Source organism: [Empedobacter] haloabium (genome assembly GCA_008011715.2).
GTDB classification, from domain to species: Bacteria; Pseudomonadota; Gammaproteobacteria; order Burkholderiales; family Burkholderiaceae_D; genus Rugamonas; species Rugamonas haloabia.
This window is the reverse complement of record CP136508.1, coordinates 3018798-3034341: the sequence shown is the minus strand read 5'-3', so window position 1 is coordinate 3034341 and position 15544 is coordinate 3018798. Positions and strand designations below refer to the sequence as shown.

General features: G+C 60.2%; 13 protein-coding genes and 1 pseudogene. 6 read left to right on the top strand and 8 right to left on the bottom strand.

What is annotated here, in order from left to right; all coding sequences use genetic code 11:
* Positions 1 to 82: 82 nt before the first annotated feature.
* Positions 83 to 529, bottom strand: coding sequence for a hypothetical protein (locus E7V67_013305; protein WUR16035.1), 447 nt, complete (start codon positions 527 to 529; stop codon positions 83 to 85).
* Positions 526 to 2751: a heavy metal translocating P-type ATPase gene (locus tag E7V67_013300; protein ID WUR16034.1), complete on the bottom strand. Its 2226-nt coding sequence runs from the start codon at positions 2749 to 2751 to the stop codon at positions 526 to 528. The genes E7V67_013305 and E7V67_013300 overlap by 4 nt, the downstream gene beginning before the upstream one ends.
* A 135-nt stretch (positions 2752 to 2886) precedes the next feature.
* On the opposite strand from E7V67_013300, the gene E7V67_013295 reads away from it, so the two are divergent.
* Entirely contained in the window at positions 2887 to 3291 is a 405-nt protein-coding gene (locus E7V67_013295; GenBank protein WUR16033.1) for a Cd(II)/Pb(II)-responsive transcriptional regulator, read from the top strand.
* A 75-nt stretch (positions 3292 to 3366) separates the two neighbouring features.
* Here E7V67_013295 and E7V67_013290 read toward each other — a convergent pair whose 3' ends face one another.
* The gene (locus E7V67_013290) at positions 3367 to 4410 is read right to left on the bottom strand and encodes a DNA-binding protein (GenBank protein WUR16032.1); all 1044 of its coding nucleotides are present in this window, start codon (positions 4408 to 4410) and stop codon (positions 3367 to 3369) included.
* 197 nt (positions 4411 to 4607) lie between these two features.
* Between E7V67_013290 and E7V67_013285 the strand changes: the two genes are divergently transcribed.
* The 4 genes from E7V67_013285 (at position 4608) to E7V67_013270 (ending at position 8422) form a co-directional block, all read left to right on the top strand.
* The gene (locus E7V67_013285) at positions 4608 to 5582 is read left to right on the top strand and encodes a DUF4238 domain-containing protein (protein WUR16031.1); all 975 of its coding nucleotides are present in this window, start codon (positions 4608 to 4610) and stop codon (positions 5580 to 5582) included.
* Positions 5579 to 6517 (top strand): site-specific integrase, encoded by a 939-nt coding sequence (locus tag E7V67_013280; protein ID WUR16030.1) that lies wholly within the window; start codon positions 5579 to 5581, stop codon positions 6515 to 6517. The genes E7V67_013285 and E7V67_013280 overlap by 4 nt, the downstream gene beginning before the upstream one ends.
* Before the next feature lie 148 nt (positions 6518 to 6665).
* The gene (locus E7V67_013275) at positions 6666 to 7253 is read left to right on the top strand and encodes a hypothetical protein (protein ID WUR16029.1); all 588 of its coding nucleotides are present in this window, start codon (positions 6666 to 6668) and stop codon (positions 7251 to 7253) included.
* Positions 7254 to 8263: 1010 nt separating this feature from the next.
* Entirely contained in the window at positions 8264 to 8422 is a 159-nt protein-coding gene (locus tag E7V67_013270; protein WUR16028.1) for a hypothetical protein, read from the top strand.
* A 123-nt stretch (positions 8423 to 8545) separates the two neighbouring features.
* Here the strand turns inward: E7V67_013270 and E7V67_013265 are convergent, their stop codons facing one another.
* Complete coding sequence (locus E7V67_013265) at positions 8546 to 8950, bottom strand: type II toxin-antitoxin system HicB family antitoxin (protein WUR16027.1); 405 nt, start codon at positions 8948 to 8950, stop codon at positions 8546 to 8548.
* A gap of 9 nt (positions 8951 to 8959) precedes the next feature.
* Between E7V67_013265 and E7V67_013260 the strand changes: the two are divergent.
* Positions 8960 to 9271, top strand: a pseudogene (locus tag E7V67_013260) (arsenical resistance protein ArsH).
* Here E7V67_013260 and E7V67_013255 read toward each other — a convergent pair.
* The 4 genes from E7V67_013255 to E7V67_013240 form a co-directional block, all read right to left on the bottom strand.
* The gene (locus E7V67_013255; GenBank protein ID WUR16026.1) at positions 9272 to 12067 is read right to left on the bottom strand and encodes a hypothetical protein; all 2796 of its coding nucleotides are present in this window, start codon (positions 12065 to 12067) and stop codon (positions 9272 to 9274) included.
* Entirely contained in the window at positions 12064 to 13080 is a 1017-nt protein-coding gene (locus tag E7V67_013250) for an ATP-binding protein (protein WUR16025.1), read from the bottom strand. The genes E7V67_013255 and E7V67_013250 overlap by 4 nt, the downstream gene beginning before the upstream one ends.
* 13 nt (positions 13081 to 13093) lie before the next feature.
* Positions 13094 to 14941 (bottom strand): hypothetical protein, encoded by a 1848-nt coding sequence (locus E7V67_013245; GenBank protein ID WUR16024.1) that lies wholly within the window; start codon positions 14939 to 14941, stop codon positions 13094 to 13096.
* 160 nt (positions 14942 to 15101) lie between these two features.
* Positions 15102 to 15542 (bottom strand): hypothetical protein, encoded by a 441-nt coding sequence (locus E7V67_013240; protein ID WUR16023.1) that lies wholly within the window; start codon positions 15540 to 15542, stop codon positions 15102 to 15104.
* Between the last annotated feature and the right edge of the window lie 2 nt (positions 15543 to 15544).

Sequence of the window (15544 nt, the reverse complement as noted above, 5' to 3'; positions counted from 1 at the left end):
TCCAGCGGCAATGACACCAACGCCGAGTGGCAATGCACTCGGGGAAGTCAAGACAAACGTTTGTATCGATGGGCCGCTGGATTTACGCGACGACGGCCCACTGAGGGCGCTCGGGGGGAGCGGAGAAAACGGAGGTGAACTGCGGAATGACGCTGTCCGGCATTGCATTCGCGGCAACCGGATGGTGCGTTGCCTGGAACACGTCGATCGCCAGAACGGCATGGGAACAGGACGAGCAGTGTGCATGCGCCGCGAATTTCTTGGCCACACCAGGCTTGTCTTTCAGCCCGGCGGGCAAGTCGTCGCCATCGTCCACGTGCTGATGATGACCAAAGTGCTGCGCCGCGACGCCGGTTTCGTGCATGCAATAGGCACTGATCGCCGTCCAGCTGAGCTGAAGTGCGATGATTGTAAGCATGACATAGACGAAACGGCGAACCATGGCGGGAATATACCACGAGCTGCCCGCGCGCGAGCCTTGTCGTGCACGCTCGGCAGGACGAGAACGAGTGATGCCTGCCGGGGTCATGCCTGGCCCACCTGTCCTTTGCCCGTTGAACGCAGCAGTCGTAATCCGTTGAACACCACCAGGAGGCTGGCACCGACGTCGGCGAAGACGGCCATCCACAGCGTTGCCAGGCCCAACAGCGCAAGCACGAAGAACACGAGCTTAATGCCCAAAGCCAGCACGATATTCTGTATCAAAACCCGGCGGGTAAATCGGCTCAGTTCGATAAAACCGGCAAGCTTGCCCAAGTCGTCGTCCATCAAAGCCACGTCCGCTGTCTCGATCGCGGTATCGCTGCCAGCCGCTCCCATGGCAAAGCCCACCGTAGCCCGCGCCAGCGCTGGCGCATCGTTGATGCCGTCGCCGATCATGCCCACCGGGCCGTAGGTGGTCTCGAGTTCCTCGATCGCCGCCAGCTTATGATCCGGCAGCATGTCCGCGCGAATCTGCTCGATGCCGGTTTCCTTGCCGATCTGCTGCGCAGTCGCGACATTGTCACCGGTAAGCATCACCGCGACGACGCCCAGTTCTCTGAGCTTGGTTACCGCCTGTCCGGCGTTGGGACGCAGCACGTCGGCAATACCGATCACGCCCAATACCTGTGACTCGGTCGCGAGGAAAATCGCAGTACGTGCGTGTTCTTGTTGTGCTGACAAGGCTGCGTGCACGTCGTTCGTCCCGACATTGATGTCCGACAGCAGGCGTGCGTTACCCAGATAGTACGAGACTCCGCCGATCGTTCCGCGGACACCGCGTCCGGACAATGCCTCGAACCGGTCGACGCGCTGCGGCGTTTCTCCCTGCGGCAGCGCCGCCACGATGGCACGGGCGAGCGGATGATCGGAGTTGGCGTCCAGGCTGGCTGCGATCGCCAGGACCTGCTCCCGGGTCGCGCCAGGCATGGCTATCACCTCGACAACGGCCGGGCGCCCCTGCGTGAGCGTTCCCGTCTTATCCAGTGCGATAGCCTTGAGCCGATGCCCTGCCTCGAGGAACTGCCCGCCTTTGATCAGGATGCCGTGCCGAGCCGCTGCCGTCAAACCACTGACAACGGTGACAGGTGTCGAGATGACCAAGGCGCACGGACAAGCGATCACCAGCATCACCAACGATTTGTACAGCCAGACCTGAAATGGTTGCTGCCACAGCAGCGGAGGCAGTAGCGCGACCAAAATGGCGGCGACGACAACCGCCGGCGTGTAATACCGCGCAAAGCTGTCGACAAAGCGTTGGGTTGGGGCCTGATTGCGCTGCGTCTCCTCAATGACGCGGACAATCTTGGCCAACGTGCTGTCTCCTCGCTGCGCGGTAACGCGGATCTGCAGCGCGCCTTGCTCGTTGATCGTGCCGGCGTACACGCTGTCGCCTGGCTGCTTGGCCACCGGCATGCTTTCGCCGGTGATCGGTGCCTGGTTGACGGAAGACTGGCCATCCATCACCTCGCCATCGACGGCGATGCGCTCGCCAGGCTTGACCTGGACGACCGCGCCCACTGCGATCTGGTCCGCCGCCGTCACATGCCACTGTCCGTCCGCGCCCTGCACGTTGGCCTCCTCAGGTGCCAAGGCCAGTAGCCCGCGGACGCTATTGCGGGCGCGATCGAGCGAAAGCCCCTCGATTAGTTCGGCAATGGCAAACAGGAAAATCACCATCGCCGCTTCCGGCCACTGGCCGATGACAATCGCACCCAGGACCGCAAGGCACATCAGGAAATTGATGTTGAGCGTGAGCGTTCGGAGCGCCACCCAGCCCTTGCGCAGTGTCGGAAGGCCCGCCAGGAGGATCGACAGCACGGCCAGGGCGATCACCTGTGACGAATTCTCGGGCGTTCCCATCCAGACGATGGCTTCGGCAGCAGCAGCGCTCACGCCTGCCAGGACCAGGGCAAGTTTCTGCCGTCCTGTGAGCCGCACCGGTTCCTCGGCAGGCGTGGCCGGGTCCTGCTCATCCAACAGTGCTGCCTTCATCCCAATCTCGCGCAGCGCCGTTGTGATCGGGTCGACGCTTGGCAGATTATGGACCACATCCAGCGTGCGACCCATCAGGTTGAAGCGCAGATCGAGCACCTCATCGATGCCGGCGAGGCGCTTGCGAATCAGTGCCTCTTCGGATGGACAGTCCATGTTCGGGATGCGATAGGTGACGCGCTCGCCGCCGCTGGAAAGTTCGCGCAGCGGCACTGAGGTGCCTGCCGTACAGGCACACGCGGATGCAGCACAGCTGTCAGGTTTCATGTCGGACATCTTCGATTACTCGCTTGATCAATGGTTGAGCGCCGGGGGCTAAGGCGTGGCGTGTCCAGAACAATTTCGGTATGCTATTAAAAACCCTGGAGCTACTACAGGGTCAAGCGTGCGAACCCTTCTAACAGAAAAAATATGAAAATTGGCGAACTGGCAACGGCGTCTGGTTGCGATATCGAAACCGTGCGGTACTACGAGAAGGCTGGACTGTTGGACGCGCCGGCGCGGGCTGTGAACGGCTATCGAACCTATACCGCAACCCATCTGGCCGAGCTGCGTTTCATCCGGCAATGCCGATCACTCCAGATGGGCCTTGCGGACATTCGCACCTTGATCGCGCTTCGCACTGAGCGTCAAGCCAACTGTGGGTCCGTGAACAATCTGGTGGATCATCATATCGATCGCATCGATCAGCAGCTGCGATCGTTGGCAATGCTGCGTGTCGAGCTCGTGCAGCTGCGCGAGCAGTGTGACGGGCCCCATCGGATGGAAGACTGCGCCATTCTGCGCGAGCTATCGAATACCGGGCCAGGACTGTAGGCATTCTTCCCGCTATATGGCCGTCTTGATTGACCTCTTGCGTGCGTGCGGTATCGACACGCTTGTTATCGAAGCCTAGCCTGCCCCTTTGTCGCTATCACCCAAGCGCGCATGCGGCCCACTAATGCGGAGTATGGCCTGCTGGAGTTCACTGATACGCTCTTCGAACTTCCTCGTGTGGCCGGCGCTGTTCAGCTGAGCTTCCAGCCCCGCTTTTTGTTCACGCAGCTCGCTACACGTCTCCAAGGCCACTGCCAATGCCGCCTCGGCCTCGCGGACGCGGCCGCGTGCCTCGGCGCTCTGACTCTTGAGCGTGGCAGCATGGGTTTCGACCGCCTGGAGTTGCTCCACGCGATGTTGTAAGCGCCGGCTGACTTCTTTTTCCAGATAGACGGCCTGTTTGTTTGCTGCCAGTTCGGCAGCAAGTGCCGCGGCCTCCCGATTCACCTGGGTCAGTTGCTCCTGCTTCAGCGCTGCAGCCTGTTGGGCTTGCCGCAACTCAGTCTGGACGGCATGTACTTGGTGTTCGTGTCGTCTGGCTTCCTGGTCGCGCTGCTCCTTCGCCGCGGCACGGAAATGCTCCAGTGCTTCCCGCGCGTGTTTGTGCTTCTCTTCCAGCGATGCCTGGTGCCTTTCCGCCACCGCCAGACGTTCTGACAGATCCTGGCCGCGCTGCTCCGCCGCATGCCGGGCAAGCTGCTCCTGCTGCAGCTGCTGCTGCATGGCGGAGATCTGCTGCAGCGCCGATTCCAGCTGCTGCGACAACGACTCGAGTTCACGGCGGAGGCCGGCCAGCTGGGTGTTCAGGCTGACGGTTGTTTGCTGGTGTTCATCACGTTCTGTCGCCAATTGCGTGCGTACCACGTCAACCGCTACGACGGCTTCTGCTTGAAGCTGCTCGGCGAGCTGACTGACAAGTTTTTGGAGTGCCTCGCTCACTGATGCGCCGTCGTTACGCTCCTCTGCTTCGAGCTCGCGCAGGTATTTGTGAATGGTCGTTTTCGATCCCGTATTGCCCAATTCTGCCCGGACTGCGTCGATTGACGGGTTCCGCCCGCTGGCGACTAGCACGTCCCGCGCCCGCTTCACATCCCATAAATACACGCCAGCCCTGGCCATTTGTTACCTCTCATCGACAATTTCGTACCGCCGTACATACTACCATAGTACATACTGACAGCTGGCTGCAACGGTGGCGAATTTCCTCAATTTGTTAGTTAGGATAATAAGCAATTATCCGGTGTTAGTAGGCCAAATCGCTGTAATATGCTGATTCCCCGTATGCAGGGGCATCTGGCAGCGACAGGAGCTAAATAATGGCCATCGGTGAGTCCCGCAAACACCACTGGGTACCGCAGTGCTATCTGAAGGGGTTCGCGAAGCCTCGAAGTAAGGACTCTCAGCTTTACGTCGTAGACGCGGCAGCCATGCGCGATTTCTCGACCAAGCCGTGCAACGTCGCCGCGGCTCGCGACTTCAATCGCGTTGACCTGGACGGGGTGTCCCCCGACGCTGTCGAATCTAGCTTTTCTTCATTCGAGACGGACGTCGACCAGGCGCTGGGACGCAGCATTGCGGCCGGTGGTGTAGTCAATGCCGAAGATCACAATCTGATCCTTAATCTCGTTGCCCTACTAGCCGTGCGCAATCCCGGGATGCGCGAACGTATGCGCAGAACGGAGGAAGAAGTGTGGAAGCGCGTCCTCGACCTGACGTTGTCGTCCAAGGAACGATACGAAGCGCGCTTTCGCAAGGCAGCTGCCGAAGGCGCGTTCAGCGCTGATGAGATATTGCCATACGAGACCATGCGTGAGTTCTTCGACCGTGACGAATACGACCTGCAGGTATCGACCACTCGCCATGTACAGCAGGAGCTAAAGCTCGTCGATACCGTGTTGCCGCTGCTGGGCAGGCGAAACTGGCTTATCTTGCGCGCCCTGCCGGAGTCCGGCGGCTTCATTACATCCGATCACCCTGTGTTACTGCGATGGGATGCCGCGGCGCCGAAGGGCCGAAGGGTCGCTCCTGGATTTGGCCAGCGGGATACCGATGTACTGTTCCCTATATCGCACGACCTGGCAATGATCGGATCATTCAAGGAAAAGCCGGGCACTGTCGATGTCGATGAAACCCACGCGGCGTTTTTTAACGGGCTCATCATTGGAAATGCCGACCGCCAGATTTACGCACCCAACGACAGGTTTCGATACCTGCGTAGCGATGGGCAGGTATGCCGCGGCGCCGACGCGCTGCGCGATCTCGAAGAGCTGCACCAGCGGAGGCAGCGGTGAGTACCGTCGACGTCTACGTTCACGCCGCTACCAGACAGAACACGCGGCATGCCTACGCGTCTGCGATCCGTCACTTCGAAATCGAGTGGGGAGGCCTTCTGCCGGCGTCCCCCGACACCGTGGCGCAATACCTCGCGAGCCACGCCAACAGCCTAGCGATCAGCACGTTACGGCAACGTCTTGCCGCCCTGGCGGAGTGGCATAGGGAACACGGCTTTGCCGACCCAACCAAGGCGCCGGTTGTGCGCAAGGTCATGCGAGGCGTCCAGAGCCTGCATCCAGCAGTGCAAAAGCGTGCCGAGCCGCTGCAGATCGTGCAGCTGGCTCGGATCGACGACTGTTTGACAGAGGCGGTCGGCCGTGCTCGGGCTGCGGGTGATCGTGCTGAGGCACTGCGGCACCTGCGTGACCGTGCCTTGTTCCTGTTAGGGTTTTGGCGTGGGTTTCGCGGCGATGAATTAAGCCGGCTGCGCGTGGAACACATTCGGGTTGTACCGGAAGAAGGCATGGAGTGCTTCCTGCCACGAACAAAAACCGATCGCCATCTGCAGGGCCAGACGTTTCGCGTCCCACAGTTGACGCGCATGTGCCCTGTGAGCGCCTATCTCGACTGGGTCCAGGCCGCCGATCTGCAAGGCGGCCCCGTTTTCAGGCGAGTCGATCGATGGGGAAATGTTGGCGACGACGCTTTGAACGTGGATAGCCTCCTCCCTTTGCTCAGGCGCGTGCTGGTTGCCAGCGATGTCGATGCGGCTGAACTGTATAGTACCCATTCGCTGCGGCGCGGATTTGCCAGCTGGGCCAACGCAAATGGCTGGGACTTGAAGACGCTGATGGAGCATGTCGGCTGGAAGAGCGCGCAGTCGGCCATACGCTACATCGACCGCGATGACCCATTCAATCAGCAACGCATCGAGCGGGCCCTGGGTACATAGAATAGTCTGCCGGCGCATTCCTGGCTAGTCTCTTTGGTGACGTTTGACCTACGCCTACGCCAGTAGAAGTGGCAGCAACACGTCGACGGGACAGTCGGCCTCTGCTCTTATAAAATCAGCGGGCAACTCAACTACCCAGGAGCTTTCCATGCATCAGCCAATCACGCCGAGGCGGCAACCACTTAGGCCCGTCGCCGGGGTTCTCCTAAATAGTCGCGATGCAGTGCGCTTTATCCGGCAACGCGGTGCCGTCGTACAGTTCGACTACGCGTGCTACGCCATGCGTGTACTCGCCGGTGCTGTAACGAAGCGAGCGGCCTACAGCGGCCCAGCGGTGAAGGAAAAAGCCAAAGTAGTGGCCTCCGCCGGTGGCGGCGACAGCACACCAGGCGACGGAGCCAGCGACGGCACGAACGGTAGCGATGGGGATGGCGGCGACGGCGATGGCGACGGCGATAGTGATGGGCCCCGACGTTCGCTCCCTCCCTCGCCTTCGCCCCGCCTTCCTTCCTGCCGCTCTTCCCCCCGCGCCCCTCGGCGCCAGATCATTCCTAAGCTGTTGACCCGCTACGCGTTTGCGTGGCTGCTTGCGCTCGCCCTTGTGCTTGGCTTCGTGGCCTTGCCGGCGCTGGCCATCCTCGCCGCCCAGCTGGGACACAGGAGCCTGGCCAGCGAGATCCTGCACTTCAACCCCGTGTGGTTGTTGCCGATCGGCATCAGCGCGTCTAGCGGGTAAGCCGTCGCGCGCCGCGCTCATGTCTTGCGAAAGACATGCGAGCCGGCGTCGTTGTCCCTTGGGCGGACAGCGTCTGTCTGCTCTCGGGACAAGAACAGCGCCGAAATTGTCTCGGGAAACCGCTTACTACACTCAGTGTAGCGCGCGGGAGGCACCCATGCTGGAATGCGCAAATCATTTCAATACACGGTGGCCTTTCCTCAAGGGGAACAAGAGCTGCTGACAAACTTAAGGTTTTTGGAAAATTGTGTGGCTACGGCGCCACATCATGCGGCATGGTGGCCGGCCGCTGGTGGTAGTGGCTTCGAAAACTACAGTCAGTGTAGGGGGCGGCCTCGAAAACTACATTCAGTGTAGGGTGCGACGAAATACCGAGAGGGACGCAAATGACTTCATGGACGGCGCATGTTCGTCAAAGGGAACAACGAGCACGAGCTGCTGATTTGGAGATATGTTCCAATCGGCTCGATGCATTACCAGGGCGGGAATGTAATGCTTGATTCGTCCGGGCCAGATAACACGTACAGCGGTTATCTCAGTCCGAATACCGCAATAATTGAAGTGCCACGTTATTTCTATGAAACAATGTTGCAATGCTGGCATAAAGCGCGCGGAACGGCACCCACAGGGGCGTTCAGGGCTGCTAGGTGTGGACTATGGGCAACTTGTCGCATAAAAGCAACACATTCCAGAATTTTTTTATAATACAGATATATGCAGATATATCTGTATTTGTAGTACCGACGTACTGCGGCGTAAGGGGGGATATTTGTTTGTTTGTTTGTTTGCTGCTTTTATGGTGTTTGCGCTTGAAAGCGTAACGCCAAATATGCGCAAAAAAATCCGTGGATCGCAAAAATTCGGGAGGCGGTTCTGCGCGCCCATGTAAAATGAGCACACTCAGAGGGAATTCTGAAGTGTGCCCATTCCGTTACGACTAGAGGTAGAAGTGATGGTAATGGCACCTCTGGGTTAGAGCAAGGTTTTTCACCCTAACCAGAAGGAGTCGTATGTTCACAAGCAGCATCATCATCCCCCAGGGCGACAGCGCCCCTCCACGTGCCTTTGCCATTCTGGAAAGCACATTGCGCTCAGGCTACATCATCATCAAGACCATGTATGTCCTAGCCAAAGCCAAAGCCCAGCACCTGTTCCAGGTTATGGACTAGCGGAGCCGCGTCAAGGGCGAGGACACGGACCCTTGACGCCTGCACAGCGACCCACGCCCTGACGGGTGTGGGCTTTCAGCGAGTGATGAGCTGATGGTCTTTGGCTACTCGCGCCCTCGGTATTTACGTCAGTTCCACAGTCAGGCGGCGCCCCAGCGCGCTGGCGGCCTGCTCCACAAAGTCCAGCTTGGATGAGTGGTGGAGATCGAACAGGCGGTCGACCTGCGGCTGGTGGACGCCCAGCAGTCGGGCCAAATCGGCCTTGCGCAGCTTCCTGGCCATCATTTCATTCCACAGCAGCACCTTGGCCGTCTCCAGCGCCGGCAGCGCGACGGTGTGCTCGCCAGCTGCAGCGGCGGACGGCAGCGGCACAGCGCGGCGATCTTCCATGTACATTTCCACGGCCGTGCGCAGGCACGCCACGGCCTCGGCCAGCGCCTCGTCCGTCGTGTCGCCCACGGAATTGGCCTCCGGGAAGTCGGGAAAGCCCACCAGGTAGGTGCCGTTGGCATCCGGGTAATTCAACATGGTGCGGTCCTTTCAAGGGTTCAGGGAGGATGAGGCCAGCGAGGGTCATTCAACGTGATCAACACCCTGCGCCTCCTCGGACGCTGGATGCGAATGTTAACGATTCCGAGTCAGTCGTTGGTACCGATGGCCTACAAGAAGTTCGAGGACGAGGGACGCATGCGCGCTTCTTCGTACTATGATCGGCTGGTAGACGTCATGGAAGAATTGTTCAAGATGACGCTGCTCCTGCGCTGGCGGACCGATTACCTGACAGACCGGTACAGCGAGCGCAACGAACAGGCAAGGAAGTCTATCGATCGACAGATCAAACGGATCTGATCAGGCAGACTGACTTAGACGTTCTGAGCCGATGGTCCGCGTGAGACGAGTGTCGCTCAGGACCGCCGACAGCCGGCTCATCGCATCGGTAATCTCGGCAGGCCCCAGTGCTTGCCGTCCTGGCAGGAGCGGAACCAGTAACGGCGGGTAGAGGCTGCACGCGCCGACAACGAGCCAGCAGTCCAGCGTACCTTTGTCGAGCACCTTAAGGTGTCTTTCCAGCGAGCCGCTGATCCAAAAGAGCGAAGCCTTCCGGAGACGCTGGGCAGCGATGCCATCACCGGTCTGCTCGGCCAACTGCGCCGCGCGAACGAACATCGGTTTGAGCCATAACGATATCGCCTCTCCCGTCACCACAGGCGCGGCGTTTGCCGGTCCCGCACGAGGCATTCGGCCGAGCATCGTTACCAGGTAGTCGTCCGGGCAGCGGGCGATAAATGCGCTGAACTCGCTGATCTCGACCGGAACAACACTCGATAAGATGGCGACCAGGTCCGGCATCAGATAAACCCGTCGGCGCTGCTCAGGACGCTGCTGAATGTCGACGCTCCAGATCTCCGTTCCCTGTGCCGATAAGACAGCTCGGTGGAGGTCCTTCGCCTGAATATGCAAGATCTCGCTCCGTCTAAGGCCAGAGTAGTACGCAAGGTAGAGAACGATGCACGCGGCGACGTCCTCCTCCGACGCGGTGGCTGCGCTGGCCAGGTACGCCCATTCGTCCAGGGTCAACAACGTTTCGCGACTGGGCGAACACCGTACTCCTTCCCCATGCCGCTGTGCTACGTCGACGTTTCGCTCCCTGCTGTACCAAGGGCTTAGAGCGATATACCCTTTACCAGCCCAGTACTTGAACAGTAAAGCGAGGATACCGATCGTCCTGCGTTGTGTCGTTTCGGACGGCACTTTTCTGAACGGGCTCCAGCGCCGGGGCGCGCCGGGCGTGTGCGACGGCAGCCAGACGTCCGGAGGGGCCGGTGCGGCCAGGAACGTCTCAAAGGCTTTTGCATCGTTAGTCGTCATGTCCGACAACGCAATGCCTCGCTGGGCGACGCACCAGACCAGGACCTTCTCCACTTCCTGTGTGTAGGCCCTGCGTGTCGTCGCGCTCTTGCATGTGTCCAGCCACGACGATAACGCAGCCATGTCGTTCTTCGCGTCAAGCAGGCAAGGCCATTTGCTCGGCGCCCGCCGCGGCACCGAACCGTCCAGTGCCGGCGGAAGCCATAACTGGTCCATCGGCAGGAAGTATGCCAGGTTGATATTTTCGGCGGTGCGTTGTGCGGCCGGCGCGACGGGTGTGCGCGCTACACTCGTTCCCTTCGCTGCCGCGCCGCAATGGTGGTGTTTGCTGACGTTTCCGCAACTGCACCACAAGTGTCCTTGCGACGGGCCGCAGAGCGAGGCATCGGTATCCGGAGGCCCGACAATGAACAGGCGCGAACGGCCATCGTCATCGGTGAAGGTCAAGCTGGTCACCGCGGGAAAAGTCGGCAGTATCGAAGGCGCCAGCAAGGGTGCGAATCTGGCGTGGAGTGCTCTGGCGCGCGCCCGATCTTGCCCCAGCAGATCAGCGTCCGCAAGGGTGAGCGCCAGATCCCGCCAGGCGTCGAACGCGCGTACGGCCGCGTGAAAACTCGCGAGGCTGTAGGCGGCCCATGCGGCGTCGTCGATCGCCACACCTGCTGGCCAGTACAGGGCCGAGGGGCGAAGCGTAAGGGCGTGGAGATCTGGCTGGAGCACCTCGAAATGGATCCGCCACAGCGTTAAGGCCTGCGCACGCGGACAGGCCACGGCGCTCAACTGCATTGTACTGTCGAAGGTCGACACGGCGATCTCATCGGCCAGATGACCGATTACGACACGCTTGCAGCCCTGCAGGCGGCGCTTCAGGTAACGTCGTACCGCCTTATACAGCGTGACCCGGTCACGCTCGGTCTGCGCATCCCTTGCACCCGTCTCAGGCGGGGCTCTCGATTTCAATGGCTCGGCCAAAGCGCCGAGATAGAGGTTGGCTGTGTGCGTGGAAGTCGTCGGTAATGCAAATTCATCCGGGAGAGCTACCGCCCGAGCCAGTATCTGAAATGTCGCTCGGTGCCGTTCCACGTCGCTGCTGTGCCAGCGCAGCGGGAAGTGCCACTGATCCCATCTGTTCCATTGCAGCGTGGTGGCTGCCAGCTGCTCAAGCCAGCGGGCAATTGGTTCAAGCTGCGTGTAGGCGGCATGCCGAAGCGCCGCGTCCTCCCATGCTGCCGGACTGAACGTGCTGCCTAACGGCGCCAGACACGTCGCACAGTGAAAGGGGGTCTCAAAGCCGGGCCCAGTGATCGCGTAACGTTGTGTAATGGCCCCGCAGTGGCGACACCTAACGTGCAATGGCACGTTATGAATGGGGCATGCGGCTATCCCTTCGATCTGATAGAGGGCGCTTTGGTAGCCATGTGCCAGGCACTCCGGGCAGTACCGGAATGCGCTGTCGCTTGCAAGCAAATGCGTCCAGCGGCCAGCGCGGCTCACAAGCGTCCCTTCGATGGCTTTGTCACGCAAATACGGGATGCCGAGACTGCCTCCCGCTTCGACCCAGCCCATATCAAGCAAGGACCTTCCATGGCGACCGGCGTTATTAGACATCACCAGGTTTCGTCCGAACACCGCCCTGCAAAGCTCGCTGCCGCCCAATCCGTTCGCCCACGAGAGCTTGGACATTAATGTGTACCCGCCTTCGAACGGCCACTCCCACTCACCTAACCAGGCAATGCCGTCGATCGGCGCGCCAGCGCGTGCAGCTGCTTGTCTCATGAGAAGTAGGTGACGCCGAGTGAATCCTTGAAGCCGGCGCGTGCAACTGCGGAGGCCCAACTTTTCGCCGTCCCGGCCAAGCCAGGGTGATCGAACTCGATATGATCCAGAAAGAAATGACGGATGCTGTCGGCCACCCACAGCATGCCTACTTCTCCCAGCCCGCCGCTGGCCTGGGCGGCAAGTCTGAACTGCTCCCACAGTCGGGGCCCCTCTTGCTGCAACCGCCAGCCGCTGGCATAGGCCTGGGGTAGCAAAAACTCGCTATAGCAGCGTCCGCTGCCGGCAGGGTATTCCGAGACCTCGGCATTGTCGTAAAACGACATCGTCGTGATCTGCTCCTCAAGGCACGTGATTCCCCGAAAAACATACAGTTGAATCATGAACCTGCCGATCAAATCGATTCTGTTCGACTGGACAAGGGCCGTGCGCAGTGCCGCCAGTTCCGGGGCCCCGAACAGAACGGCGATGAGCTGCACCTGGTGGTGCAGGGCCAGTTCATTGGCGATATCGCGCAGCATGGTGAGCTGAGGCTCTTGCCAGTTCTGGGCTTCGTCAATGAATATCAAAATGCGGTCACTGCCGCGCGCTTTGGCCTGAGTCCATAAGAAGTTGATGAGGCGAGTCCGTCGCGCTTCGAATTTGCCGACAGCTGACATGACATGGGTGCAGCCAGAGAGCAGTTCACCCATGAAAACCAGCTCGGAAAACCGTGGATGCCAGACTGCGCTGATCGAGTAGATAGGCGTGTCCGGAAAGGTCTGTGCCAGTTGCTGGACCAGCACCTCGATGGCTGACGTCTTGCCAAAGCGCGGATGAGCATGGAAGCAGCAACCGGGCGCACGCTGCAAGGCCGTGTTTGCGAGGACATCGAAGGCCATCCGGATTGCCGGCGTTGGTAAGCGGATCTGGCTGCGCAGCACTGGGTGGGCAGCAATTTCCGCAACCGACGGCGGCGCCATGCTCACAGCCTGGCGGAGTTGCACCGCTTGCTGTTCGGCCGATTGGTTCATTGCTCCTCCTGACTTAGCGGATCACGGTCTTCCATTGTGGCGGCTTGATCAGTACGGAAAGCGCACGCTGGTCAGACTGCGCACTCGATGTGGGCACAACGCTCAGGACTCGTTCTGGCGAGGTCGGCGGCGACGGCGTCTGGTCAACCGACGGCACAACGGGCATGCCCGAAGCGGCCGCGGCCCGCGCCAGCTTGGTCGCATGGCGCGAGATTTTCATTGGCTTCCTCTCGGCCTCCTTGTACGTGACCGAACCCAGGTGGTTGAGTAATGCCACGATCGGGTTGTCGTTGAAACCGATCGTCAGTTCACCGCTGTCGCGCAAAGCGTTGATCTGCTTGCGCATTTCACGCGTATGCACCGTCGTTGCCCATGCACCCTGCGCTCTTAAAACGCCAAGTTCTTCCCCCGACTCGTGAAATGCCACCACGCTGCACATGTTCGACTCGCGGATGTGAATGCGCATTTTCTTGCCCACCAGGCCGAAAGAGCTGCTCAGTAGCGGACTGGTGTAATGCACGCGATCGATTTCGATATATGGGCGCCGTCCATTACGCAGATCGCCGCGCACAGTCTTGGTCTCGATCATGACGCCGAGTTCCGCCACGGTCGCTGTCGCTGGTGGGAGGCGGCGCGGAAGGAAGTCAAGCGAGCCATCCTCCACGTAGTCGCTTAGCAGGTTGAGCGGTGACCGGTTGCCCAGCGCCTCGTTTTGCGTCGCGTTGTAGTTGGCAATGACCACATCGATAGCGTCGAGTAGCATTTCCCAGTTGATGCCCAGTTCGACCGCCTTGCGAACGGGATCGCTTTTGACAGGGTCGGTCGGACCGGTACCGACGGTCGAGGGCAATCGTTGAAATCCGTACCCCTCGAGTGTGCGCATGACCCGCTCCAGCGCGGGACGATGCTCCCAATGACCGACAGGCCCGTAATTCACCGCGCAGCCCAGGCGCCGCCTGGCGCGCTCGGCGATGGCTCGCGAATAATGGACCGCAGCGTTGTCGACCATCATCGCCGCCCACGCGCGGCCGACGAGCGCGGGATACCGGCCGGAAGGCAGTCCTGCGCTCGCCGCGTACACCATCTTCGGCACGGTCAGCGAGCGCGGCCGCCACTCGGACATCGCCGAGATGATGCTCTGTTCGATCGTGGCGGCAGAACACTCCGTGCGGATACCAACGCTGTAGCCGAGAATGGCGCGGGAGTAGTCGTCAACAACCGGAACAATCCACAATCGCTCGATGGCTACGCGTTGAGGCCCTTTCGGTCCCGGTATCCGCACCGTTCCAATACAGTCCATCTTGTGCGGATCGATCCCGACGACGTCGTATGGCGCATAAGCAAGAGGGCTAGATTGGCGTCCCCGGCCGACACTGAGGCGCGAGTGCGCGACGGTACCAAAGCGCGCACGCACAGCCTCTTCAGCAGCGCACTGCATGATCTCATTGGCATAGCGCTCGACCGATCTGCGCCCCTTCGTCTTGCTATTAAGTGGATACTCGTTTCCTTTGACGCCGGCTTCCTCGCAACAGGCTACAAACGACGCATGCACGTTCTTCAATGCGATCCGCGCTTCATGCACGGTCATCTTCCCGCCGCGCTTGAGAACGAGATTGTCGATTTTCTGTCTGATCTCCGGATGCCTCGTCAGGAAAGCCTGGAAGGCACCAGCGCGCGTGCCGCCACCATGCACGCGGCCCGTTGGTATTTCTGCCCTGCGCTCGTAGGTTCTGACACGAAGCTCGGGGATCAATGCAGCCCAGCCGTATAACTTCCCATCGCTTGCCACGGTAACGCAACGATTGAGCTGTCGAATGATGCTGTTTTTGGTTAAACCAAGATCGCTGGAAATCGCCCCCAATTTTCCTGTCCGGAGGTACCTGTCAATCGCGGCGCGATATCTCATAAATCGCTGTCTGCTTTCATCGTCTAGAGCATCCGCATCCACCGTTCGCCAGCGTGACGTATCCGCTATATCTGGCGGTAGTGTCTTTGCTGACCAAGGCTTTCCCATGATGGCCTCAAGGTATCTGAACGAAGGTTGCTCGCGACAACTGCGCTTCGTGCAGGTTTGAGACGTAAGTGCCGCGCTGCAGCTCGCGAAACACCGCCGCCGCGTACAACGCGAACGAAGCCTCGCCAAACAGCAATTCGATTTGTCCCAGAGTCAACGATCCTTCGGCGCGCAGCTTCCGCCCGAGTTCCACCTGATACGGGGCGAGCGAATGCTCGCGGGCAGCAGCCAACCAGGCGATCGCACGGCGCCAGTTCGCGAGCAATATAGGGTTGCGCCGGATGACGTCTTCAATCCACAGCGTGTATTTAACGCCTGCCCTGTCAGATGCCGCGACAGATCGCGCCAGCTCGGTCGCAGCTGATGAATTCTCGTCCGTCTCGGCCCCCGCAAACTTCACGCGACGCCATTCTATGCTGCCGTCCAGATGGGTGACGGTCGCATCCACGG

Excerpts from the sequence above, each read along its gene's own strand:
- E7V67_013255 (WUR16026.1), bottom strand. The coding sequence starts at position 12,067 with ATGAGACAAGCAGCTGCACGCGCTGGCGCGCCGATCGACGGCATTGCC.
- E7V67_013290 (WUR16032.1), bottom strand. The coding sequence starts at position 4,410 with ATGGCCAGGGCTGGCGTGTATTTATGGGATGTGAAGCGGGCGCGGGAC.
- E7V67_013275 (WUR16029.1), top strand. The coding sequence starts at position 6,666 with ATGCATCAGCCAATCACGCCGAGGCGGCAACCACTTAGGCCCGTCGCC.
- E7V67_013295 (WUR16033.1), top strand. The coding sequence starts at position 2,887 with ATGAAAATTGGCGAACTGGCAACGGCGTCTGGTTGCGATATCGAAACC.
- E7V67_013265 (WUR16027.1), bottom strand. The coding sequence starts at position 8,950 with ATGTTGAATTACCCGGATGCCAACGGCACCTACCTGGTGGGCTTTCCC.
- E7V67_013300 (WUR16034.1), bottom strand. The coding sequence starts at position 2,751 with ATGTCCGACATGAAACCTGACAGCTGTGCTGCATCCGCGTGTGCCTGT.
- E7V67_013250 (WUR16025.1), bottom strand. The coding sequence starts at position 13,080 with ATGAACCAATCGGCCGAACAGCAAGCGGTGCAACTCCGCCAGGCTGTG.
- E7V67_013285 (WUR16031.1), top strand. The coding sequence starts at position 4,608 with ATGGCCATCGGTGAGTCCCGCAAACACCACTGGGTACCGCAGTGCTAT.
- E7V67_013305 (WUR16035.1), bottom strand. The coding sequence starts at position 529 with ATGACCCCGGCAGGCATCACTCGTTCTCGTCCTGCCGAGCGTGCACGA.
- E7V67_013270 (WUR16028.1), top strand. The coding sequence starts at position 8,264 with ATGTTCACAAGCAGCATCATCATCCCCCAGGGCGACAGCGCCCCTCCA.